Genomic DNA, 24,018 nt, shown 5'->3' with positions numbered 1-24,018 from the left:
TTGCAGGTGGACAAGTAATTTTTAATAAACCTTCCCATAGTCATAGTTTCTGATAAACTCAAGCACTTTTCTGACTGCCGGGGCCAAATCATGCATATCCCGGACACATGCGCCAATGACACGTTCTTCCGCTGGTGAGATGGGTAGCATTTTTACTTCATTTTCAAAACCATACATGGTCAGAAGCGGCATGATTGCAAAGCCAAATCCGGCTTTGACCATTTCAACCGTTGTTTTATCATCTACCACATGGCATACGGTGCGGACATCGAGATTCAGTTTGTCTATAATACGACTGGCATCCGCATCGCAGGATTCACGCTGCATGATAAAGCGTACATCTGCAAGACTTTCAAGTGAAATTTCAGAATCAGATGCAGTTTTAGTCCCTTTGCGTAAAATGCACATCAGCGGATCAGCGAAAATCCGATAAAAAGGAAAATGCGGGTTCACTGTCTCAGACAGGAAACCGATGTCAACCACTCCGGTTTTCAGCCAATCAATGATATTTTCGTAAGACCCCTGATAGATTTCAAAAGTAATGTTGGGATATTGTGCCTTGAAGCCGTAGATCAGATCAGGCAGATATCTGCACATGGAATTAAAAATTCCAAGACGGACATGACCTTTCTCAAGACCATTCAAATCTGACAAATATTGAAACAGCATATCTTCTTTTTGGATTATGGAGGAAACCAGTGGCAAAATACTTTCACCAGTGGTGGTCAAAGTGACACCGCGTCGGTTTCGAATAAATAAAGTGCCCCCAAATTCCTGTTCCATCTGCTTTATAATATGGCTGATCGCGGGAGGTGTAACATTATGAAGCTCCGCTGCTTTTTGAAAGCTGTTGTATTGAACTATCGTAAGAAATACACGGTAATTGAAAGTGTCCATGACTTATCCCTTTCGCATTATAAGATGATATTAGAATCAAAAGCTTTTTACTCCTAACTTTTGACTCTGGTATTATAAGATAAAAAAAAATAAAGTATAAAATAAATAACTTTATATTTATTTATTACTATTTTAAGGTTATGATTGGTATACGTCAAGTTAAGTAATGAAATGGGGAAAAGTAAATGAAGAAAAAAAGTAGTTTTACAGGGCAGCTCGGATTTGTTTTTGCGGCGGCTGGGAGTGCAGTTGGAGTGGGCAATCTCTGGAGATTTCCTTTTCTGGCAGCAAAGGATGGCGGCGGTGTTTTTCTGCTGATTTATCTGGTGTTGATTTTTACGGTCGGCTTTGTGCTGTTGACCACCGATATCGCCATTGGACGCAGAACTGGTAAGAGTGCGATTTATGCCTATGAAAGTATGAATCGGAAATGGAAATTTCTTGGTGTGATCACCTTCTTTGTACCTGTTCTGATTATGACATACTATGCCGTAATCGGCGGCTGGATACTCAAATATATCTTGCTGTTTGCAACCGGAAATGTGGAAACAGCAGCACAGGACAACTGTTTCACATCATTTATCACAGAACCTGGTTCTGTGTGGTATGGATTAATTTTTATGTTGATTACGTCCTTTATTGTATATAACGGTGTGGAAAAAGGAATTGAACGTGTGTCCAAAACTATGATGCCGATACTGTTAGTGATTGTGGTTGGAATCGCTATTTACTCCCTGACACTAAAAAGTACAGCGGATGATGGAAGTATCCGAACAGGTATGCAGGGATTAAAGGTCTATCTGACTCCGAATTGGTCTGGCATGACGGTATCAAGATTTCTGCAGATTGCATTGGATGCGATGAGCCAGTTGTTCTTCTCATTGAGCGTATCAATGGGAATTATGATTACTTATGGTTCTTATGTAAAACCGGAGGTTGATCTGGGAAAATCCGTATCAATGATCGAAGTTATGGATACTGGTGTTGCACTTCTGGCGGGAGTTATGATTATTCCGGCTGTATATGTATTTTTTGGCGTGGACGGAATGGCAGCAGGTCCTGGACTGATGTTTATTTCTTTGCCAAAGGTGTTTTATCGAATGGGTGTTGCGGGAAGAATCATAGGTCTTCTTTTCTTTGTCCTTGCAGCTTTTGCGGCACTGACTTCCTGTATTTCGGTTCTGGAATCCATTACCGCTAACTGTATGGAGATTTTCCATACAGAACGTAAAAAAACAACGGGAGTTCTGTCCATTATTTATCTGGTTGCAACTGCTGTTATTGCACTGGGTTATAGCGTTTTCTATGTTGAGGTTATGCTGCCAAACGGAAGCATCGGACAGCTGCTGGATATTATGGACTACATCAGCAACAGTTTTATGATGCCTTTCATTGCACTGTTGTCGGCTATTTTTATCGGCTGGGTTATGAAACCAAACTGGATCGTGGAAGAAATGGAGCGAGGTGGAAAACACTTCGGGCGAAAGAAACTGTATATAGTTATGATCAAATATCTGATGCCAATTATTATGCTGGTACTGTTCTTACAATCTACAGGTATCCTGAATAAAGTTTGATTATAGGACTAAAAAAAGGCGGTTCTTTTTCGTATCAGATTGATTGGATTAGTGAAAATGTGAACAAAAAAACGGGGAATAGTATGAGTCTGGCAAGGTCAATACTTGACAAAAAAAGAGACATAACAGATAATTGCTATAGTTAAAAAAGAAAGCAGTAAAACAAATTACAGATATTTTTTGATAAATATCCCCGTAAACAGGAGGTCGGATATGAAACAGTGTATGGATACTGATAATTTACACCGCAGATTAAAGAAAATCATCGGACAGGTACAGGCAATTGACCGTATGATTGATGAGGATATTCCATGTGAAGATGTCCTTTCACAGATCAATGCAGCGAAATCTGCATTACATGGATGTGGAAAAGTAGTTCTGGAAGGACATATCAAGCATTGTGTCCGCGATGGCATTGAATTTTCTGGCAATCGTTCTTGCTATCACGGGAATTCTGAACCCTGTAGTTGGAGCACTGGTACACAATGCCGGTTCAGTACTTGTAATTATTAATTCGGCACTCCTGTTAAAATGGAAGTAAATTTTTATGTTCTTTGCGGCTGATCAGATGATAAGTGACATTGGTTTCCGGGTCTGTCAGTGGAATTACTTTTCGGTTAAATTACAGAATATTTATTGCGTATCCCTGCTCTAAGGATTAAACTTGTAAAGTAATAAATGAAAAAATAAAATTAACTGGAGAAATAACAAATGGAATACATAGATATTGTAGATGAACAGGGAAATCCAACAGGGGAAAAAGTTGAGCGTTCGATTGCTCATTCACAGGGAATCCGCCACAGGACAGCACATATCTGGATCGTGCGGAAAGTAAATGGCAGATATCAGGTTCTTATGCAGAAAAGGGCTATGAATAAAGAATCCTTTCCGGGAATGTTTGATACCTCATCAGCGGGACATATCCAGGCAGGTGATGAGCCTCTGGAATCGGCATTACGTGAGTTTCACGAGGAACTGGGAATCCGTGCACAGCCGCAGGAACTGGAATTTGCCGGAAATTTTCGTATATCCTATGAGAAAGAATTCTACGGAAAAATGTTCCGGGATAATGAAATCGCTTTTGTGTATATTTACAGTCAGCCTGTAGATGAGACAAAGCTGGTTCTCCAGAAAGAAGAAGTGGAAACCGTAGAATGGTTTGACCTGGAAGAAGCATATGCAAACTGTAAAAAACGCGATCCGAGATTCTGCGCACCAACAGGCGGGATAGAAATTGTGATAAAAGAATTGGCAGGTAGAAGATGATCACATATGAATATGGAAATCCAGAAGCAGATACTGTTCTGATTCAGCCAACGGGTGAACATGAAATGGCAAGTCTTGAGAATGAGGTCAGAGAAATTGAAAAAAGGACTTCTAAGGAATTCAGATTTATTGCGACAAAGGTAGAAAACTGGAATGATGATCTGTCTCCATGGAAAGCACCGGCGGTATTTAAGACGGAGGATTTTTGTGGTGGTGCGTCAAAGACGTTAGAGAATATTATCGCACTTTGCGCAGATAAAAACAGAAAATATTATATAGGTGGATATTCCCTTGCAGGATTATTTGCGTTATGGGCAGCCTGCCAGACAGATATATTCTCAGGTGTTGCAGCAGCATCCCCATCTGTATGGTTTCCTGGCTTCATTGACTATATGAAGACATATAAGATGAAAAGTCAGAACGTTTATTTAAGTCTCGGAGATAGAGAAGAAAAGACAAGAAATCCTGTTATGGCACAAATCGGTAATTGCATCAAAGAGGAATATCGCTGTTTGCTGGAAAATGGAATTAATTGTATACTGGAATGGAATAAAGGAAACCACTTTAAAGAAGCAGATATAAGAACTGCGAAAGCATTTGCATGGATATTAAATAATGATTCGTCAGGCGAACGGACAACAAGGCTGAGTAATTTGTAGAGACAAAAATAAATTTACAGAACGGGAAGTCAGAGATGCAACGGTAGGTTGTGTTTCTGGCTTTTTTTGTTTATATGTTATACAGTATACGATTTCTTGATTTATAAGAACAGGATTGAGATGTTTATAATTTTAAAAAATGTTAAAAAATAAACAAATAATACATGGAAAATATTGGCACAATAGCAGACATATGATAGAAAAATAGCAGATATATGATAATAATATAGAGTAAATGACAAAAAATATCAAATATTAAAATAATTCAAAATACTATTGCGTTATAAAATTAACAATGATATAATGCGAACTGACAGAAGAGGTGAGTGCCTTCTGCAGCAGCATGTAAACTGGCATAATTTTAAAGGAGAGAACAGCAATGGCAAGATTTACATTACCAAGAGACATTTATCATGGAAAAGGATGTCTGGCAGAACTGAAAAATTTAAAAGGAAAGAAGGCAGTCCTTGTTGTTGGCGGTGGTTCCATGAAACGTCAGGGATTTTTGGATAAAGCAGTCAACTATTTAAAAGAAGGCGGAATGGAAGTTCAGCTGATTGAAGGCGTTGAACCAGATCCATCAGTAGAAACGGTTATGAAAGGTGCAAAAGTGATGCAGGAATTTCAGCCGGATTGGATCGTTGCTATGGGCGGTGGATCACCAATTGATGCAGCGAAAGCAATGTGGACATTTTATGAATATCCGGATACAAAATTTGAAGATCTTATTACACCTTTTGGATTCCCGGAATTAAGACAGAAAGCCAGATTTGCGGCAATTCCATCCACATCAGGAACAGCTACAGAAGTTACGGCTTTCTCTGTAATTACTGATTATAATACAGGAATTAAATATCCTCTGGCAGATTTTAATATCACACCAGATGTGGCAATTGTTGATCCGAAACTGGTAGAAGGACTTCCGGTTAAACAGGTAGCGTATACCGGAATGGATGCATTAACACATGCAATTGAAGCATATGTTTCTACTTTACACTGTCCATATACAGATCCGCTTGCATTGCAGGCAATCGAGATGGTGCTGACATATCTTCCGGCATCTTATAATAAAAATATGGAAGCACGTGAGCAGATGCACTATGCACAGTGTCTGGCAGGAATGGCATTTTCCAATGCACTGCTTGGTATTGTTCATTCAATGGCTCACAAAACAGGAGCTGCATTTTCTACAGGTCATATTCCACATGGATGTGCAAATGCAATCTATCTTCCATATGTAATTAAATATAATGCGAAAGATCCTGTAGCGGCAGAGCGTTATGCAGAAATCGCAAGAAGAATGGGACTGGAAGGAACATGCCAGAAGGCATTGATCAACAGTCTCTGTGAAAAAATTGATGAATTCAATGTAAGATTAAATATCCCAAAAACATTAAAAGATTTTGGAATTCAGGAAGATGAGTTCAAGGAAAAAGTTGCAAAGATTGCAGAACTTGCAGTAGGTGATGCATGCACCGGCTCAAATCCAAGAGCAATCGATCCGGCAAATATGGAAAAACTCCTGACATGCACATATTATGGAACAGAAGTTGATTTCTGATAAAGGATTAAATAAATAATCGTGGTTAAATCGGAAACGAAATAGGGTTTAGCCAAAAAGGAACATATGTATTTTCTTTTCCCCTTGCTTTAATTATAAAAAGCAAGGGGAATTTTTATACCTTGCCTCAGAATAAGAATGTGTTATATAATAATACGAATATATCATAAGAAAATTAACAGGAGGGCCTTTGATATGGATATTTCTGAATTTATAGAAGTAGCAAAGAATCTTAACGTTCTTGGAATTAAAATTACAAAAGACGGAGAACTGGCAGCAGAGTGGCACAGTGAGCCTGAATGCAGGAGAAATATCTATTCTGCAACGAAAAGCTTTACATCCTGTGCAGTTGGTTTTGCTGTTCAGGAAGGTTTGATTGATCTGAATGAAAAGCTTACAGAAGCATTTTCAGGAGATATGCCGGAGAATATTGATGATAACCTGAAATCTGCAACAGTCCGGGATTTACTGACCATGTGCCTGGGACAGGAAAAAGGAAATCTTATGGGAGAACAGCGCCGTTATATAAGGAAGATGACTGGGTAAAGATGTCTCTGGCTGTTCCTTTTAATCAGTTGCGTCCGTCAGAACAGGACAAGAAACAGAAATGAAAGAATCGACTGGGAGAATTTAAAATAAACCAGAAAGAGAGCCTACATTAATGGATTTAAAACAGTTACAGTATTTCGTGGTATGTGCGCAGACCGGGTCGTTCAGTGAGGCGGCCAAAAATCTATATTCAACACAGCCGAGTGTCAGCAAGGTAATCAAAGGTCTGGAAGATACACTTGGAATGCAGCTTTTCGAACGGCTTCCAAGAGGAATCCGTCTGACGGTACAGGGAAAGAAAGTTTATCAGTACGCGTCGAAAATTATAAATGAGATAGATGTTCTTGAGAATATGGCATCGCGTGGAATGACGAAATGGATTCGGATTTCCATGAATCCAAGTTCCTGGTTTGCCAATCAATTTGTAGAGTTTTATAATGAAACATTTGAAAAAAGATACCATTTTCAACTGACAACAGCAGGTGTGCGCAGTGTGATGGAACGAGTCAGGGATTATATGGATGATATTGGATTTGTATATATCTTGAGTCACCAGAAGGAGAATTTCCTGCATGAACTTGCAAAGAATAAAATGCAGTTTATACCTATGTATGAAACAAATCTGATCCTGTACCCAGGACGTTTGACAAAACTTTACGGTTCCGGTAAGACAAGTGCGAATCTGGAGGATCTGGAAGGAATCCGTTTCATACAGAATTATCAGGACGAGTTTTTTGATATTGGCGCAGTGAAGGAAGAAGCATTTCAATGGAAAGATATTGATATTTCTGTGCTGACGAACAGCGATTATATTATGGAAAAAATGCTTAAGAACAGTAAGGTTTCAAATATGAGTGGAAGTTATCTCTCAGAAAACAAGACAGGAACTACACCGGGAATCCCGCTGGAACTTGGCGATAATAAGGTTATTTTCGGATATATTCTCCATAAGGGTGAGAAAATAGATGAGAGTATAGAAGAGTTTTTGGAATTTTTAAAAGAGAGACTTCCGAATTACAAAACAAATGAATGAAACAAAAGCATACTGATTATCAGAGAGAGGCAGACATATTTTGGTGTATTATATGATATTCCGAAAACAGCAAAAGCTATGCAAAATAAGAATAGCTCATAACCCCTGGGGTGGGTTGTGAGCTGTTCTTGTTTTTGCTAGACTGTTAACCGGATATTTGGGATTAATAATTCCAGAACAAAATCAGGCTACTGTTCATTTAATATTTGTAATATCCTGTGAAAAATATTACTGAAAGTGAAGTGGGCAGTAATAAAATTATAAGATGGAGATAATCAAATGAAAAAATATGCGTTAAGACGTCTGCTTCAACTGATTCCCATTTTGTTTGCGATTACCTTTCTTTCCTATGGCATGATGCGAATTGCCGGAAGTGATGTTGTAACGCAAAAAATGGAGAATACAGGGCAGGTTGTATCGGAAGATACGTTAAATGCAGCACGAGAACAGCTGGGACTGGACAAACCATTTCTGACTCAGTATTTTGTCTGGCTTGGAAAACTGCTTCGTGGAGATATGGGAAACAGCTATGTATCAGGCTTTTCGGTTTTTGATACGTTTATATCGAAACTTCCGGCTACATTACTTCTTACAGCTACATCTATTCTGCTTACAATCATTATATCTATTCCTCTGGGAATTTTGTCAGCGATAAAGCAGAATTCGATTATAGATTATCTGATTCGTTTGTGCAGCTTTATAGGGAACAGCCTTCCTAATTTTTTTGTGTCATTGCTGCTGATGTATTTCCTGGCGATTAAGCTTAGAATTTTCCCGGTTATTGCGAAGGAAGTAAGTTTAAAGAGTGTGGCGATGCCGGCGATTACTTTGGCAATAGCGATGTCGGCAAAATATCTTCGACAGGTTCGTGCTACAGTTCTGGATGAATTGAGCAAGGACTATGTGGCAGGAGCGAAAGCAAGAGGTGTGAAATTTTCTGTTACTCTTTGGAAAAGCGTTATGAAAGCTTCTCTGGTAACAGTTATTACTTTATTGATGCTGTCAGTGGGTAACCTGCTTGGAGGAACTGCAATTGTAGAATCAATCTTTATGTGGGATGGTGTTGGAAAAATGGCAGTAGATGCTATTTCCATGCGTGATTATCCGATTATTCAGGCATATGTTATGTGGATGGCGATTATCTATGTTCTGGTAAATCTGCTTACGGATTTGTCATATCGATTCCTGGATCCAAGAATTCGTCTGGGAGGTGTAAAACAATGAGTGAAAAGCAGAACAAAGACGTAACCGTGCGAGCACAGAAAATAAAGAAAAGTCATATTAAAACCAAGTTAATTGTTTTTCTTGTTTTGGCGATAGGACTTGTAATACTTGCGGTTTTTTCAGATCAGCTATGTCCATATGATCCTTATGCACAGGAGCTGGCAAGTGCCCTGCAGCCGCCGAGTCTGCAGCACCCTATGGGAACAGATACATATGGAAGAGATATGTTGTCCAGAGTGATCAGTGGTGCGCGTGCAAGTATTTTTTCAACATTTATTCTTGTGGCAGTAATTTCTGTATTTGGAACAGTAGTGGGTGTATGTAGTGGTTATTACGGAGGGGTGATGGATTCTGTTATGATGAGAATCTCAGATGTCTGTCTTGCTTTTCCGGGACTTGTTTTTGCAATGGCAATCGCAGCTATTCTTGGCGGCGGTATTCAGAATGCAATTATAGCATTGGCAGTAATCAGCTGGCCGAAATATTCGCGTATTGCAAGAAGTCAGACACTGGCACTGAAAAATGAACCATACATTCATGCTGCGTTGCTGGCTGGTGACAATTCAGGCCAGATAATGATAAGGCATGTTCTTCCGAATATGCTGGGACCTGTTCTGGTAACCGCTATGCTGGATATTGGTACCATGATGATGGAACTGGCAGGGTTGTCATTCCTCGGTCTGGGTGCACAGATTCCTATGGCAGAGTGGGGAAGTATGATGAGTAGTGGACGCAGTATGATCCAGACATATCCATGGGTTGTATTATCACCTGGAATCGCAATCTTTGTATCAGTGGTAATTTTTAATCTGCTTGGAGATACGATTCGAGATTATCTGGATCCGAAAAATACACGTTCACAAGGATGATATTTGATAATGGTGGCTGACTCTTATAGTGTACTGACAGCCGGTACACAAGAGTTTGAACATAAAAGAAGGAGGATTATAAATGAGAGCAAAAAAAATTTTAGCAATGGCAATCGCTATGGGAATGATTGTTGGAGCGACAGCTGTGCCAACACTGGCTGCTGACAAAAAGACATTCGTATTTGGTGATACTACTTTTAATGCGGAGAATGAAGAGGCGGATATTAACCCGCAGAATACTTATGCAGGATGGGCGTGTATCCGTTATGGCGTTGGAGAAACTCTTTTCCGTTATTCAGATACAATGGAAATCGAACCATGGGTTGCAAAAGAGTACGAAAACGTAGATGAGCTGACATGGAAAATCACATTAAATGATGGCGTTGTTTTTTCTAATGGACGTGCCTGTGACGGAGAAGCTGTAAAGGAATCTCTGGAAGGTCTGATCGCAAATAATGAACGTGCTGCCGGAGATCTTTGTATTGACAGTATTGAGGCAGATGGAAATACAATTACCATAAAGACAACAGAGCCGAAACCGGCATTAATAAATTATCTCAGTGATCCATATGGCTGTATTATTGATACAGAGGCCGGAATCACAGACAATGGTATTGTAATTGGAACAGGCCCATATGTAGCGACAGATCTGGTAACAGATGATCATCTGAATCTTGTAAAGAATGAAAATTACTGGAACGGGGATGTCAATGTAGATGAGATTACGGTCCGTACAATTTCTGATGGCGACACGCTGGCACTGGCGCTTCAGGCAGGTGAAATTAATGCTGCTTATGGTATGGCATATGCAAGTTATCCATTATTTGAAAATGATGATTTCACATTTTCAAGTACAGCGACAAGCCGTGCTTTCTATGCATGGATGAACTTTGAAAGCCCTGTAACATCTGACCCGGCAGTGCGTAAAGCAATTGCGATGGGTATTGATAAAGAAAGTTTCGTATCAGTTCTTCTTAATGGATATGGTTACCCGGCAGTTGGCGCGTTTCCGGATACGTTCTCTTTTGGTGGAGAGAATCTGACAACAGAAAGTTATGATCTGGAAGGTGCAAAACAGGTTCTGGAAGATGCCGGATGGGTAGATTCTGATGGTGATGGTATTCGTGAAAAAGACGGACAGAAACTGGAAATCCGCTGGCTGACATATCCAAGCCGCCAGGAGCTTCCTCTTCTCGCAGAATCAGCACAGGCTACTTTAAAAGAAATCGGCATGGATGTTCAGGTAAACTGTACATCTGATAACAATACAATTCGTAAAGATCCTACATTATGGGATGTATATGCAAGTGCTATGGTAACAGCACCGACAGGAGATCCGCAGTATTTCTTTACATCCTGTGCACTTGATGAGTCTGTAAACAATAACGGACATTATCATAGTGACAAACTGGAAGAGCTTGCAGATCAGATGGAAAATGAGTTTGACGTAGATAAACGTTCAGAACTGGGAATTCAGATGCAGCAGACTGTTCTGGATGATAATGCCTATGTATTTTGCTCTCATCTGAGAATGAGCATGATTATGCAGTCTAATGTAACAGGACTGGTTGCACATCCTTGCGATTATTACGAATTGACAGCAGATCTTGATATTAATTAATGACAGAAATCAGAAACATTGTTCTTATGCGGCAGATGCAGCAAATGAGGTTTAAACAAGGAGGAGTTTACAAAAAATGCAAAATAAAATACTGACCTATGATTCTGTGGAGATATCATTTGGCGGGAAAGCTGTGGTTCATGATGTGAACTTCTCCCTCAAACCAGGAGAGATATTGGGACTTGTCGGTGAATCCGGCAGTGGAAAAAGTACTCTGATCAAAGCTGCAATGGGGCTTCTTGGTTCTGACGGTCTTGTGACAAAGGGAGATATCCGATATATGGGAGAAAATATTCTGGATATACCGGAGAAGGAAAAAAGAAAAGTCAGAGGTGCTAAAATTGGCATGATTTTTCAGGATGCAGGAGCGTCTCTCTGTCCGATCCGTACAATTGGGGAACAGATTTATGAAAGTATGTGTGCTCATAAAAAAGTCACCAGAAGTGAGGCTAAGAGCCGCGCGATGGAACTGTTTGATAAACTGAACTTCAAAGACAGTCAGAGAGTATGGGACAGTTATCCTTTTGAACTGTCAGGAGGAATGAACCAGAGAGCCGGTATTGCGATTGCTATGCTTATGAATCCACCGATTTTGTTTGCGGATGAACCAACCAGTGCGCTTGATGTATCCGTACAGCGTCAGGTTGTAAAGGAAATGCTTAAATTAAGGGAATTGTTTGGAACCGCAATTGTAATCGTAACGCATGATATTGGTGTAGTACGTGCAATGGCAAACACAGTGCTGGTGCTGAAAAATGGAAAAGCAGTTGAATACGGTGCGGCAGAAATTGTGTTGGATCGTCCACAGGATCCATATACGAAGAAACTGCTGGAAGCTGTACCGAAACTGAAAAGGAAGGTCAGAGTATGAGTACACTTTTAGAGGCAGAACATTTAACGAAGATCTTTACGCAGAGAGGTAAAGAACCTTTTAGAGCGGTAGACGATGTAAGTTTCTCGCTGAAAGCAGGAGAAACGCTTGGAATCGTAGGGGAATCCGGATCCGGTAAAAGTACGCTTGCAAAGCTGATTACCCGTCTGACTGATATAACAGAAGGCACATTGAAATTTGAAGGAAAAGATATTACAAATTTAAAACGAAGCCAGCTGAAGGAAGTATATGGAAATATCCAAATGGTTTTCCAGAACCCTGTGGGTTCCTTTGATCCAAGAAAGACACTTGGATATGGAATCGGTGAGAGCCTTCGCAACCGTAATGTAAAAAAAGAAGAAGTAGACAAAAGGGTGGCAGAACTGCTGGAACAGTGTGGACTTGACAGAGAATATGCAAAAAGGTATCCACATGAAGTAAGTGGTGGGCAGTGTCAGCGTGCTGCAATTGCCAGAGCACTGGCAGTAGAGCCTAAAGTGCTGATTTGTGATGAAGCTACTAGTGCCTTAGATGTAACCATTCAGAAGCAGATTATGGAACTTCTTAAGGAATTAAAGGAAAAGCATGGTCTGTCTTTCATTTTTATCTGTCATAACCTGGCTTTGGTTCAGATGTTCTGCGATAAAGTATTGGTTTTGTATGAAGGAAAAGTAGTAGAAAAAGGAATTCCTGATGATATTATTAATGATCCGAAAGAAGAATATACACAGAAACTGGTAGAGGCGGTATTTGCGTGATCGTAGTGTGTTATCATGATATGAAAGATATAAAAAAAGTACTTCCTGCGGATGGAAGTACTTTTTTTATGTGTTTATGATTTTTTTCGATGATGCACATTGTTCGGAGGTCTGTGCACTTTATTTGGTAACCGGCACAAATCTTTGTGCCGGATGCAACGAGTATAAAACTGATTTGTGGAAGCGTTTATCTCGCTGTGCTGATTATATTTTATCAAAATGTTCCTGAAGTACAAGCCTCCCAGGGGGATTTTTTGATATGAAAAAAATACTGTAAGACATGCAATATATGAATAAGTAAATATCCCCCTGGGTGGGTTGCTGGCGCTTTAATCCGATACTATAATAAAGTTATTCATGAGGTGCGCGCCAGATAAAATTATTTTTTACTGGAAAGGAAGGATATCTATGCATATACCTGAAAACTATTTAAGCCCGTCGACATGTGCAGTGATGACAGCGGCTATGCTCCCGGTATGGGGGTATTCGATCAACAAAGTAAGAACGGAGATACCGAAAGCGAAAATGCCGCTTCTTGGTATTGGTGCAGCGTTTTCATTTCTTGGAATGATGTTTAACGTACCGCTTCCGGGAGGTACAACAGGACATGCTGTAGGAGGAACACTGATCGCGATTCTTACCGGCAGTCCGGCGGCTGGCTGTATATCGGTTTCCATTGCTTTGCTGATACAGGCACTGCTGTTTGGGGACGGAGGTATTCTTGCATTTGGGGCAAACTGCTTTAACATGGCATTTGTATTACCGTATCTGGGGTATTTCCTGTATAAGTTGCTTCTGAAGAAAACAGGTATGCGTAAGCTGAGTGCTGCCATAGGAGCCTATATAGGAATTAATGCAGCCGCATTTTGTGCAGCTGTTGAATTTGGTATTCAGCCATTACTGTTTAAAGACGCAGCAGGTCAGGCTCTTTACTGCCCGTACCCTTTAAGTATATCAATACCGGCAATGATGATCGGACATATCACTTTATTTGGGCTGGCAGAGATTGTATTGACAGTAGTGGTTCTGGCTTTTGTGGAAAAGGTTACACCGAAAGCTTTAGATGCAGTTCCGGATAAAACGGCATTTAAACCATTGTATATATTGATGTCTGTTCTGATCGTGCTGACACCAATCGGACTTCTGGCAACAGGTACAGCCTGGGGCGAATGGGGAGTTGATGAAATGGCAACTCTTGTAAGTGGAGGAAGTCAGCTGGGATATACTCCGGCAGGAATGGAAAACGGATTTGAACTTTCAACACTGTTTCCAGATTACTCTATGTCAGGCTTACCTGAATGGACGGGATACATTCTTTCAGCAGTTGTGGGAGTGGCACTTCTGGTGATCTTTTTCAAGATTATTTCTTCACTGATGAAAGATAAGGTTGATTTTAAAAAGAAAGCAGCATAAGTATGAATGACAGTAAAAACGAGGAAGTTATGATTCCGGACTGGATGTTCAGCCAGGAAGCCTATACACCTTCCGAAGATAAAGAAGCATTCTTAAGTAAAAGTACAAAATCAGTTTTGTCGGTACTTGCAAAGCTGCGGTTTCGTGAAGGGAAGGATGGCAAATTTTCTGCCATTCCTTCTCTGAAATTGTTTTATACGATTTTGCTTATTATTCTTACGGCATGTTCGAGAAATTATCTTTTTACCCTGATCATGTGTGCTGCAGTAACAGTCAGGCTTGCTTTTTTTTCGGCAGCATCTATTCGACAGATTTTAAGCGGGACAGCCGGTGCCGTTCTTCTTTCTGTATTTATTCTTCTTCCATCTGTCTTTATGGGAAATCCACAGACATTGATGAATATTACATCCAGAGTGTATGTATCAGTAACGCTGATCGGTATTTTGTCAGCTGGAACTACATGGAATAAACTGACGGGCAGTATGAGAACATTTCGCATTCCTTCATTATTTATTTTTACTTTGGATATTACTTTAAAATATATTTCTGTACTGGGAGAAATGTGTGCAGATATTCTGACATCTGTCAGCCTGAGATCGGTCGGGAAAAATCCGCAGAAGGCAAAAGCTTTGTCGGGAGTGCTGGGAATATCTTTTCTGAAATCAAGAGAAATGGCAGAGGAAATGTATGCGGCAATGTGCTGTCGGGGATTTACAGGGGAATACAAGATAAGAAAAAAATACAAATTGCGTCTGCCGGATTTTTTCTATACATTATTAATGCTTGGATGCGTTGGACTGTTTTTTTACCTGAACAGAAATATGTGATCCGGGACGGATGGAGGCAGTTATGATTGAACTTGAGAATGTGTGCTTTGCATACGAAAAGGAGATTGCTTTAAGATATGTTGATCTTCATATAGAAAAAGGAGACTCTGTTGTAATTCAGGGACCTAACGGATGTGGAAAATCAACGTTAATCAGATTGTTGAATGGAATTATCTTTCCCTCAGAAGGCAGATATTTATATCAGGGGCATGAGATCAATGAAAAGGCACTCAAAGACAGCCGGTTTGCGAAGTGGTTTCATCAGCAGATGGGATATGTGTTTCAGAATGCCGATACACAGTTGTTTTGCGGAAGTGTAGAAGAAGAAATTGCATTTGGACCGACACAGATGGGACTGCAGGAGGCGGAAATTCAAAAACGGACAGAGGATTGTCTGCATCTGTTTGGCATTGAGAAGCTCCGGGAAAGACCTCCATATCATTTAAGTGGTGGAGAGAAAAGAAAGGTTTCTCTTGCCTGTATCCTGTCACTGAATCCTGAGGTATTGATCCTTGATGAGCCACTTGCAGGTCTGGATGAAAAAACGCAGGAGTTTTTGATCAGATTTTTAAAGAATTTCCATAAATCGGGAAAAACGCTGATTACGATTACGCATAACAGAGAGCTTGCCCATACGATAGGAACAAGATTTGCGGTGATGAATGAAGAACATGAACTGAATATGTTATAGAGAATAAAAAAAGTACTTCCTGCGGACAGAAGTACTTTTTTTAATGGGTTTTTACCTTTAAGGTTTAAGGGTACGCATTGCGCGGAGGTCTGTGTACCTTATTTGTTAATTGACACAAATCTTTGTGTTGACTATATTTTAACAAAATGACACGAAAGAACAAGCCTGCCGGGGGGATTTTCAGACATGAAAAAAATGCGAGAAACCATGCAATATATGAATAAGTAAATATCCCCCTGGGGTGCTTATGCAGTATGGTAAAAAATGTTACACTGACTCTGCTACTCATTTGTGCGCAAATGAAGAATAAAAGGAGGAACGAAGATAGTGAAGAGAAAGTTACTGGCAATTTTGACAGCGGTATGTATGACAGCAACATTTGTGGGAGGATCTGCAACGATATGGGCTGCTCAGGAAGAAAGTGCAGCAAAAGATGAAGTGATCGTGACTATGCCGACGACATCAGAACCGGAAGCAGGTTTTGACCCGGCATACGGATGGGGAGCAGGAGAACATGTACATGAGCCTCTGATCCAGAGTACCCTGACCGTTACGAATACGGACCTGTCCATCGGAATGGATCTGGCAACTGATTATTCAGTGAGTGAGGACGGTCTTACCTGGACGGTAAAGATCCGTGATGACGTAAAGTTTACAGATGGGGAACCACTGACTGCAGAAGATGTGGCATTTACCTACAATAACTGTCGTGATAACAGCTCTGTCAATGACTTTTCCATGCTGAAAGAAGCAGTGGCAGTAGATGATACAACGGTAGAATTCCATATGAATACACCGTTTGCGGTATGGCCTTACACCATGGCAATCGTTGGAATTGTTCCGGAACATGCGTATGATGAAAATTACGGACAGAATCCAATCGGTTCCGGACGCTATATTATGAAACAGTGGGATAAAGGACAGCAGGTAATCTTCGAGGCGAATCCGGATTATTATGGAGAAGCACCGACGATGAAAAAAGTAACCGTACTTTTCATGGAAGAGGATGCGGCACTGGCAGCTGCTCAGTCCGGTACTGTGGATGTGGCACATACAGCTGCTTCCTATTCCGATATGTCTGTAGATGGTTATGATCTGTTCAGCGTTCAGACAGTTGATAACCGAGGATTTAATCTTCCTGCAACGGCAGCAGAGGAAATTGACGGAGTAACTTATGGAAATGATTTTACCAGTGATGTAGAAGTCAGACGTGCGATCAACATTGGTATCGACCGTGATGAAATGATCCAGAATGTACTGAATGGATATGGAACACCGGCGTACAGTGTATGTGACAAAATGCCATGGTACAATGAAGAAACAGAAGTAGAATATGACCAGGATAAAGCAAAAGAGATTCTCGATGCAGCAGGATGGGAAGCAGGCGATGACGGAATCCGCGAAAAAGATGGTGTCCGTGCAGAATTTACCATGATTTACCCGGCATCTGATTCCGTTCGTCAGGCACTGGCAGAGGACAGCAAGAATCAGCTTGCTGAACTTGGAATCGAGGTGACCACAGAGGGTGTTGACTGGGATACTGCTTATACCAGAGCAGAATCTGAACCTCTTGTATGGGGATGGGGAGCACATACACCGATGGAACTTTATAATATTTATCATACTATGGATGAAACCGGTCTGGCAGAATATTCTCCATATGCAAATGAAACTGTTGATAAATACATGGACGAAGCTCTCGCAGCCAGTGATCTGGAAAACTCTTATGATCTCTGGAAAAAAGCACAGTGGGATGGAGAAACAGGAATTACTCAGGAAGGTGATATTCCGTGGATCTGGCTTTGCAACATCGATCACCTGTACTTTGTAAAAAATGGTCTTAAGATTGCAGATCAGAAGATCCATCCGCATGGACATGGCTGGTCAATCGTAAACAATGTAGATCAGTGGACATGGGAATAAGTGTAGTGTACAGACAAGATTATTCGAAGAATAAACTTGTTGATACAGTATTATGGGAGTAAGAATATCTTGAACAGAACAACAGAAAAATTTATATTAAAGAATTTTATCAAGATGGTATTTTTGCTGTTTGCTGTGAGTATTGTTGCATTTGCACTTATGACAGCTTCCCCCATTGATCCGTTAAAGGCCAATGTGGGGCAGGCTGCCCTCGGAAGTATGAGTCAGGATCAGATTGCGAAGCTTGAAGAGTACTGGGGCGTAGGTCAGCCGCCGGTGCAGCGTTATCTTGCATGGTTCAGAGATTTTGTAAGGGGAGATATGGGAATATCTCTCCTTTATCGTCAGAAGGTAACAACAGTGATTGCGGTTAAACTTGCCAATTCACTGTTTCTGATGATTATTGCCTGGATTCTCTCCGGGCTGATAGGATTCCTGTTTGGAATACTGGCAGGAATGAAACGTGGAAAACCAATTGATAAAATAATAAAAGGTTATTGTCTGGTGATATCCAGTACGCCTGCTTTCTGGATCGCCATGCTGCTTCTGATGATTTTTGGCGTATGGCTGAAAATTCTTCCTATTGGACTAAGCGTTCCGATTGGGGTCGAAGCCAGTGGGGTGACATTTCTGGATCGTGTGCGTCATGCCATTCTTCCGGCACTGACGTTATCAATCACGGGAATCTCTAATATTGCCATGCATACAAGAGAAAAAATGATAGACATCTGTGACAGTGACTATGTACTTTTTGCCAGGGCAAGAGGGGAAAGTAACTGGGAAATTTTCAGAAATCATGGATTTCGGAATGTACTGGGACCGGCGATGACACTGCAGTTTGCTTCTATCAGTGAAATCTTTGGTGGCTCGGTTCTGGTAGAGCAGGTATTTTCCTATCCGGGACTTGGGCAGGCAGCAGTCAGTGCGGGACTTGGAAGTGATATGCCACTTCTGATGGCAATCACCATGATCAGTGCGTTGTTTGTATTTGGCGGAAATCTGATCGCCAATATTCTTTATGGAGTCATTGATCCGAGAGTTCGCAAAGGGGGTGTGGGAAGATGAAAAATATAACTGCATCCTCAAAAGAAAGACAGCAGGAGACAGGAAATCTGACAGGAAAGGGAATCAGACGTAAGTGGAATCGCAGGAAGACATTGGTGCTTTGGTTGGTGATTGCGGTTGCGTTTCTTGCAGCTGTCTGTATCGGCGGAAGTTTTTGCAGCGAAGCTGCGAAGGTAACAGACTTCTCCAGGAAGAATATTCCGCCTTGTCTGAAATATCCATTTGGAACAGACTGGCTTGGAAGAGATATGTTTGCAAGGACAGTAAGAGGATTATCTATCAGTATTATTATAGGAGTCTGTGCAGCGACATTTAGTGCTGTAATGGCATTTATCCTTGGGGTTGTGTCAGCGACAATGGGAAAAACGGCAGATACGATCGTGACATGGTTTATTGATCTGATCATGGGAATTCCTCATATGCTTTTGCTGATTCTTATCTGTGTGGCATGTGGAAGAGGGCTCAAAGGCGTGATCCTGGGCGTTGCACTGACACACTGGACTTCTCTGGCAAGATTGATCAGAGGAGAAGTGCTTCAGTTAAAAGAGCAGATTTATATCAAAACTGCCAGAAAGCTTGGAAAGAGTAACTTATATATTGCTATGAAACATATGGTTCCGCATCTGCTTCCACAGTTTATTGTGGGACTGGTGCTGCTTTTTCCGCACGCGATTCTTCATGAATCCGGCATTACATTTCTTGGTTTTGGTCTGTCAAATGAACAGCCAGCCATAGGAATCATCCTTTCAGAAGCGATGAAATATCTGGCAACCGGTAAATGGTGGCTTGCACTCTTTCCGGGAATCATGTTAATTCTTACAGTTGTGTGCTTTTACACTACAGGTGAAAATCTCCGCAGGCTGCTTGATCCGGCCAGTGCGCATGAATAGAGGAGGCAGTGAATTGGAGAGAGAAAAAATTCTGGAAATCAGTCATATGCAGATAGCTTTCTGTCAGTATCAGAGGGGGATACAGCAGATACAGCTTCCGGTAATCCGAGATCTGAACGTCACAGTTCATGCAGGAGAGATAGTGGCTGTTGTTGGATCATCGGGTTCCGGAAAGAGCCTTCTGGCACATGGAATCATGGGAATTTTGCCATACAATGCTACGATGGAGGGAGAGGTTTATTATTGTGGAGAAAACCTTACCGAAAAGAAGATAAAGCAGCTTCGTGGGAAAGAGATTGTTCTGGTGCCGCAGAGTACTTCTTATCTGGATCCACTTATGAAAGTGGGGCAGCAGATCTGTAAGGGGAAGAAAACTCCGGAAAAAAAGCGAAAACTGGATTCTATTTTTGAAAAGTATGGACTGGGTAAGAATGTTCAGGAACAGTATCCGTTTGAACTGTCGGGGGGAATGACAAGAAGAGTCATGATCTCAACAGCTCTGATCGAAACTCCGAAGCTGGTGATCGCGGATGAACCGACGCCCGGATTGGATCCAAAGCTTGCCAGACGGGCGATGGAACATTTCAGGGAACTTGCAGATATGGGAGCTGCGGTACTGGTGATTACGCATGATCTGGAGCTGGCATTGCAGACTGTGGACCGGATTCAGGTATTCTATGCAGGATATACGATTGAGGATTCACCGGCAGAGGATTTTGCGAAGGAAGAAACTCTGCGCCATCCGTATACGAAGGCATTATGGCGTGCTATGCCAGGACATGGATTTCACTATATAGACGGAGTTCAGCCATATGCAAGGGATATGCAGCAGGGCTGTCCGTTTGCACCACGTTGCGGGAAATGTACAGATAAATGTAAGGAAGAAGTTCCATGGCACCAGTCAGGGAATGGTTATGTGAGGTGCATTTATGATACTTGAAGCAAAAAATCTTTCGTTTCGTTATGAAGAATCCGGAAGAAAAATACTTGATCAGTTCAGTTTGCAGGTAGATAGCAGCGAACGTGTGGGAATTCTGGCACCGAGTGGATTTGGAAAGACAACTCTCTGTAAGATCCTTGCGGGATACGAAGAACCAGAGACAGGTACAGTGTTGATGGATGGAAAATCATTATATTCGTATAAAGGCTATTGTCCGGTACAGATGATCTGGCAGCACCCGGAGCAGGCGGTGAATCCGAGACTTCGGATGAGAAATGTTTTTGAAGAAGGAGATCAGGTAGAGACGGAACTGATAAAGAAATTGGGAATAGAGCCTGACTGGATGAATCGCTTTCCAACGGAACTTTCCGGGGGAGAATTGCAGAGATTCTGTATTGCAAGAGCGCTTGGAAAAAGAACAAGATTTCTTTTGGCAGATGAGATCAGTACAATGCTCGATCTCATTACTCAAAGCCAGATCTGGCATTTCCTTATGGAAGAAACCCAGAGAAGAGGAATTGGTATGATCGTAGTCAGCCACAGTCCGGAACTGGTAGAGAAAGTGTGTACCAGAGTGGTGGAACTTAAGTAAATGGAAGATGTGAAAAAAGACCTGGAACATTATCTTGCTGATGATAAACAGGATAAATAAAAGAAAAATGTCGTCCATTTATGTTCTGTTTTGAAAAAGATGGCAAGTTATGGTTCTAATACATTCAACAGTTGTAGCAACAGTAGACGCGGAGGGACATCCTGTAACTCGTGTGATCGATATGATGTTGCACGATGACAACAGATTATATTTCCTGACCGCAAAGGGAAAAGTTTTTTACGAACAGCTGATGGAACAGAAGTTTATCGCAATCAGCGGAATGACAGGCGGCGAAGGCTCTATGAGCAAAAAGGCAGTTTCCGTACGTGGAAAGGTTAGAAATATCGACACAAGCAAACCCCCTTTTGTAATCAGCCAGGAACATTGCCTGCATTGCGGAAACTGTATGGCTGTCTGTTCTTATAATGCTGTAGAAAAAAGATAGAAGGGTGTGGTGGAAAAATGAATCAGCAGGAAAGACTAAATTATTTAGTAGAGAGTTTTAAGGAAGATTCGGGAGAGTACAGAAACCTGCAGGTGGGAGATTCAGAAGAAGAGAAACGCACTGTACTTCGCTCACTGATGAATATCCGTATGCCTGGAAGTATCAGTGAAACTGTCCTGAAGATTCAGAACGAATTTCTGACAGAAGATGCAAAAGAGAAAGGAATCGTTTCCCTTGACAGTATTCCGACTGTAAAAGAACAGTATGGAAGCAGTCATCCATTTGCAGATAAAATCTCAGTCTGGCAGGGAGATATCACAAGACTTGAGGTAGGTGCGATTGTCAATGCCGCGAACTGCCAGATGCTTGGCTGCTTTGTGCCTTGCCACAGATGCATTGATAATGCCATCCATTCTGCAGCAGGTATCCAGCTTCGAAATGAATGTGATGCGATTATGAAAAATAAAAAGATGCAGTATGGCAGACACTATCAGGAACCGACAGGAACAGCAACACTGACTCATGCCTATAATCTTCCATGTGCTTACGTAATCCATACTGTTGGTCCTATCGTAGGATATAAACTGACAGATAAACTGCGTCAGGATTTGCGCAATTGCTACGAAAGTGTGCTGAAATGTGCCTTAGAACAGGGCATCCGCAGCATTGCATTCTGTTGTATCAGCACAGGAGAATTCCATTTCCCGAATGATGAGGCCGCTGAGATTGCAGTTGATACAGTGACTGCTTTTCTGAAAGAACATGGGGAAGAATTTGACAGAGTAATCTTTAACGTATTTAAAGAACAGGATAAAGAACTGTATCAAGCACAATTCGAATAAAGCCAATAATTTCATACACATATATATGAAGCCTGTCTTGCCGGAATATACAAGACAGGCCTTTGTTATTTTAAACAAAAAAGATGTTTACTCTAATTCAGAAATGACTATTAAAAATATTGTTTATTTTCTTTGTTTATAAAATATTTCCAATGCATCCATTCCGACAGAATCAATGTCAGAAATTCGGCAGCTGGAACAGCCAGCCAGACGCCGGTGATTCCAAGAAAATACGGAAAGGTCACAAGGCAGATCACCAGGAAAAAGAGCGTTCTGGAAAATGAAATAATCGCAGAGACTTTTCCATTCGATAATGCGGTAAAAATCCCAGATGAAATGATGTTAATTCCGCTGAACAAAAAGTTTACCGCAAAAATGCGGAATCCGACAGATGCAAGCTCAAAGGTAGCCGAATCTTTGGTAAAGACGGATACGATAAATCCGGAACACAGAACCGATAACACAACCATGAACACAGAACAAATGCAGGTAAATTTCATAATGATCTTATATGTATTTCGAAGATGTTCTTTTTGCCCGGCTCCGTACTGGAAACCAATTACAGGACTGACGCCGATAGAAAGCCCCATGAAGAAGGCATTAAATAAAAACTGTCCATATAAAAGGATAGTAATAGCTGCAACTCCAGATGCACCTGCAAGCCTGATCAGTATGATATTAAACAGAAAAGTTACAATGGAGTTGGATAGCTGGCTGACCATTTCAGAAGAACCATTATAACAAGCCTCTCCGATCACTTTTAAATGGAAGCGAAATGGAGTGAAATATAAATCACTTCGTGGTTTCAGGAAGAAAAGGATTCCCACAACCGCAGGAAGTAACTGGCCGATTCCTGTTGCAATAGCTGCTCCGCTTACACCCATATTCAGAGGCACGATCAGAATATAATCCAGAACTCCGTTTAAAAGTCCGGCTCCAATCATCAAAAACAGTCCTAAGTTAGGCTTTCCTGCTGTAACAAAAAAGGACTGAAAAAAGATCTGTAATACACAGGCTGGTGCAAATAATATCAATACTTTTAAATAACTCTGGCAATCAGAAAGTAAAGCTTCTGTTGAGCCAAGTGCCCTGCAGATAGGTGTGAGAAAAAGCAGAACAAGAATGGCAATCAGTAGACTCGTAGCTAATCCGATCAAAATGAACTGGGTCATAAATGCGCGCGCTTCTTTTGGCTTTCCCTGACCTAAATGTTTACTGATAATGGCATTTCCGCCAGTTGCAAGCATAGTCGCAAGGGCAACAACAATACCCTCTATCGGATATACGATATTGACTGCTGAAAGTGCATTACTTCCGACAAATCTGGAAACAAATATTCCATCAACAATGGTATAACATGACATGAACACCATCATGATAATAGATGGCAACGCAAACTTTAACAGACTTCGGGTTGTAAAGTTCTGATTTATAGATGTACTCATAAATTCCTCCATTTTTATTTTTCTTGACTTTTCTCAGCATATACTATAGGGTAACCCTAT

General features: G+C 41.1%; 24 protein-coding genes and 1 pseudogene. 22 read left to right on the top strand and 3 right to left on the bottom strand.

Annotated features, from left to right (window positions below; genetic code table 11):
* Positions 1-21: 21 nt before the first annotated feature.
* Complete coding sequence (locus WKT11_RS02125; RefSeq protein ID WP_340282184.1) at positions 22-654, bottom strand: LysR substrate-binding domain-containing protein; 633 nt, start codon at positions 652-654, stop codon at positions 22-24.
* A gap of 69 nt (positions 655-723) precedes the next feature.
* Positions 724-897, bottom strand: a pseudogene (locus WKT11_RS19930) (helix-turn-helix domain-containing protein); the annotation flags it as partial.
* Between the two features lie 185 nt (positions 898-1,082).
* Here WKT11_RS19930 and WKT11_RS02120 point away from each other — a divergent pair.
* The 22 genes from WKT11_RS02120 (at position 1,083) to WKT11_RS02015 (ending at position 22,513) form a co-directional block, all read left to right on the top strand.
* Positions 1,083-2,474, top strand: a complete 1,392-nt coding sequence (locus WKT11_RS02120; RefSeq protein WP_117845502.1) for a sodium-dependent transporter — start codon at positions 1,083-1,085, stop codon at positions 2,472-2,474.
* Positions 2,475-2,687: 213 nt separating this feature from the next.
* The gene (locus tag WKT11_RS02115) at positions 2,688-2,987 is read left to right on the top strand and encodes a metal-sensing transcriptional repressor (protein ID WP_242986834.1); all 300 of its coding nucleotides are present in this window, start codon (positions 2,688-2,690) and stop codon (positions 2,985-2,987) included.
* Positions 2,988-3,185: 198 nt separating this feature from the next.
* The gene (locus WKT11_RS02110) at positions 3,186-3,740 is read left to right on the top strand and encodes an NUDIX hydrolase (RefSeq protein ID WP_117845500.1); all 555 of its coding nucleotides are present in this window, start codon (positions 3,186-3,188) and stop codon (positions 3,738-3,740) included.
* Positions 3,737-4,399 carry an esterase gene (locus WKT11_RS02105; RefSeq protein ID WP_340282177.1) on the top strand — a complete coding sequence of 221 codons (663 nt, stop codon included), beginning with the start codon at positions 3,737-3,739 and terminating at the stop codon, positions 4,397-4,399. Before WKT11_RS02110 ends, WKT11_RS02105 begins: the two co-directional genes overlap by 4 nt.
* A gap of 379 nt (positions 4,400-4,778) precedes the next feature.
* On the top strand, positions 4,779-5,960 hold the full coding sequence (locus WKT11_RS02100) for an iron-containing alcohol dehydrogenase (protein ID WP_340282175.1): 1,182 nt from the start codon (positions 4,779-4,781) through the stop codon (positions 5,958-5,960).
* A 195-nt stretch (positions 5,961-6,155) separates the two neighbouring features.
* Positions 6,156-6,506: a serine hydrolase gene (locus WKT11_RS02095; RefSeq protein WP_340282173.1), complete on the top strand. Its 351-nt coding sequence runs from the start codon at positions 6,156-6,158 to the stop codon at positions 6,504-6,506.
* Positions 6,507-6,621: 115 nt separating this feature from the next.
* A complete protein-coding gene (locus tag WKT11_RS02090; RefSeq protein WP_340282171.1) occupies positions 6,622-7,542 on the top strand; it encodes a LysR family transcriptional regulator in 921 nt (306 codons plus the stop codon).
* A 279-nt stretch (positions 7,543-7,821) separates the two neighbouring features.
* Complete coding sequence (nikB, locus tag WKT11_RS02085) at positions 7,822-8,766, top strand: nickel ABC transporter permease (RefSeq protein ID WP_119242830.1); 945 nt, start codon at positions 7,822-7,824, stop codon at positions 8,764-8,766.
* On the top strand, positions 8,763-9,635 hold the full coding sequence (gene nikC, locus WKT11_RS02080) for a nickel transporter permease (protein WP_340282164.1): 873 nt from the start codon (positions 8,763-8,765) through the stop codon (positions 9,633-9,635). The genes nikB and nikC overlap by 4 nt, the downstream gene beginning before the upstream one ends.
* Positions 9,636-9,717: 82 nt before the next feature.
* Positions 9,718-11,256 carry an ABC transporter substrate-binding protein gene (locus WKT11_RS02075; RefSeq protein WP_340282162.1) on the top strand — a complete coding sequence of 513 codons (1,539 nt, stop codon included), beginning with the start codon at positions 9,718-9,720 and terminating at the stop codon, positions 11,254-11,256.
* A gap of 76 nt (positions 11,257-11,332) precedes the next feature.
* On the top strand, positions 11,333-12,127 hold the full coding sequence (locus WKT11_RS02070; protein WP_340282160.1) for an ABC transporter ATP-binding protein: 795 nt from the start codon (positions 11,333-11,335) through the stop codon (positions 12,125-12,127).
* A complete protein-coding gene (locus tag WKT11_RS02065; protein ID WP_119234474.1) occupies positions 12,124-12,885 on the top strand; it encodes an ABC transporter ATP-binding protein in 762 nt (253 codons plus the stop codon). Before WKT11_RS02070 ends, WKT11_RS02065 begins: the two co-directional genes overlap by 4 nt.
* Before the next feature lie 408 nt (positions 12,886-13,293).
* The gene (gene cbiM / locus WKT11_RS02060; RefSeq protein ID WP_340282154.1) at positions 13,294-14,298 is read left to right on the top strand and encodes a cobalt transporter CbiM; all 1,005 of its coding nucleotides are present in this window, start codon (positions 13,294-13,296) and stop codon (positions 14,296-14,298) included.
* 2 nt (positions 14,299-14,300) lie between these two features.
* Positions 14,301-15,125 (top strand): energy-coupling factor transporter transmembrane component T family protein, encoded by an 825-nt coding sequence (locus WKT11_RS02055; protein WP_340282152.1) that lies wholly within the window; start codon positions 14,301-14,303, stop codon positions 15,123-15,125.
* A gap of 22 nt (positions 15,126-15,147) precedes the next feature.
* Positions 15,148-15,816, top strand: coding sequence for an energy-coupling factor ABC transporter ATP-binding protein (locus tag WKT11_RS02050; RefSeq protein ID WP_340282150.1), 669 nt, complete (start codon positions 15,148-15,150; stop codon positions 15,814-15,816).
* A 366-nt stretch (positions 15,817-16,182) separates the two neighbouring features.
* Positions 16,183-17,739 (top strand): ABC transporter substrate-binding protein, encoded by a 1,557-nt coding sequence (locus WKT11_RS02045; RefSeq protein WP_340282228.1) that lies wholly within the window; start codon positions 16,183-16,185, stop codon positions 17,737-17,739.
* A gap of 69 nt (positions 17,740-17,808) precedes the next feature.
* The gene (locus WKT11_RS02040) at positions 17,809-18,804 is read left to right on the top strand and encodes an ABC transporter permease (protein WP_294436206.1); all 996 of its coding nucleotides are present in this window, start codon (positions 17,809-17,811) and stop codon (positions 18,802-18,804) included.
* Positions 18,801-19,694 carry an ABC transporter permease gene (locus WKT11_RS02035; RefSeq protein ID WP_340282144.1) on the top strand — a complete coding sequence of 298 codons (894 nt, stop codon included), beginning with the start codon at positions 18,801-18,803 and terminating at the stop codon, positions 19,692-19,694. Before WKT11_RS02040 ends, WKT11_RS02035 begins: the two co-directional genes overlap by 4 nt.
* Positions 19,687-20,634, top strand: coding sequence for an ABC transporter ATP-binding protein (locus WKT11_RS02030; protein WP_340282142.1), 948 nt, complete (start codon positions 19,687-19,689; stop codon positions 20,632-20,634). The genes WKT11_RS02035 and WKT11_RS02030 overlap by 8 nt, the downstream gene beginning before the upstream one ends.
* Entirely contained in the window at positions 20,624-21,226 is a 603-nt protein-coding gene (locus WKT11_RS02025) for an ABC transporter ATP-binding protein (protein WP_117845483.1), read from the top strand. Before WKT11_RS02030 ends, WKT11_RS02025 begins: the two co-directional genes overlap by 11 nt.
* Before the next feature lie 109 nt (positions 21,227-21,335).
* On the top strand, positions 21,336-21,671 hold the full coding sequence (locus WKT11_RS02020) for a pyridoxamine 5'-phosphate oxidase family protein (RefSeq protein WP_118609818.1): 336 nt from the start codon (positions 21,336-21,338) through the stop codon (positions 21,669-21,671).
* Positions 21,672-21,688: 17 nt separating this feature from the next.
* Positions 21,689-22,513: a protein-ADP-ribose hydrolase gene (locus WKT11_RS02015; RefSeq protein WP_117845480.1), complete on the top strand. Its 825-nt coding sequence runs from the start codon at positions 21,689-21,691 to the stop codon at positions 22,511-22,513.
* A gap of 110 nt (positions 22,514-22,623) precedes the next feature.
* Here WKT11_RS02015 and WKT11_RS02010 read toward each other — a convergent pair whose 3' ends face one another.
* Positions 22,624-23,958: an MATE family efflux transporter gene (locus WKT11_RS02010; protein WP_340282138.1), complete on the bottom strand. Its 1,335-nt coding sequence runs from the start codon at positions 23,956-23,958 to the stop codon at positions 22,624-22,626.
* Positions 23,959-24,018: the final 60 nt, after the last annotated feature.

The sequence above is a fragment of the Blautia sp. HCN-1074 genome (assembly GCF_037890165.1).
Lineage (GTDB): Bacteria > Bacillota > Clostridia > Lachnospirales > Lachnospiraceae > Blautia_A.
This window is presented reverse-complemented; position numbering and strand designations above follow the sequence as displayed.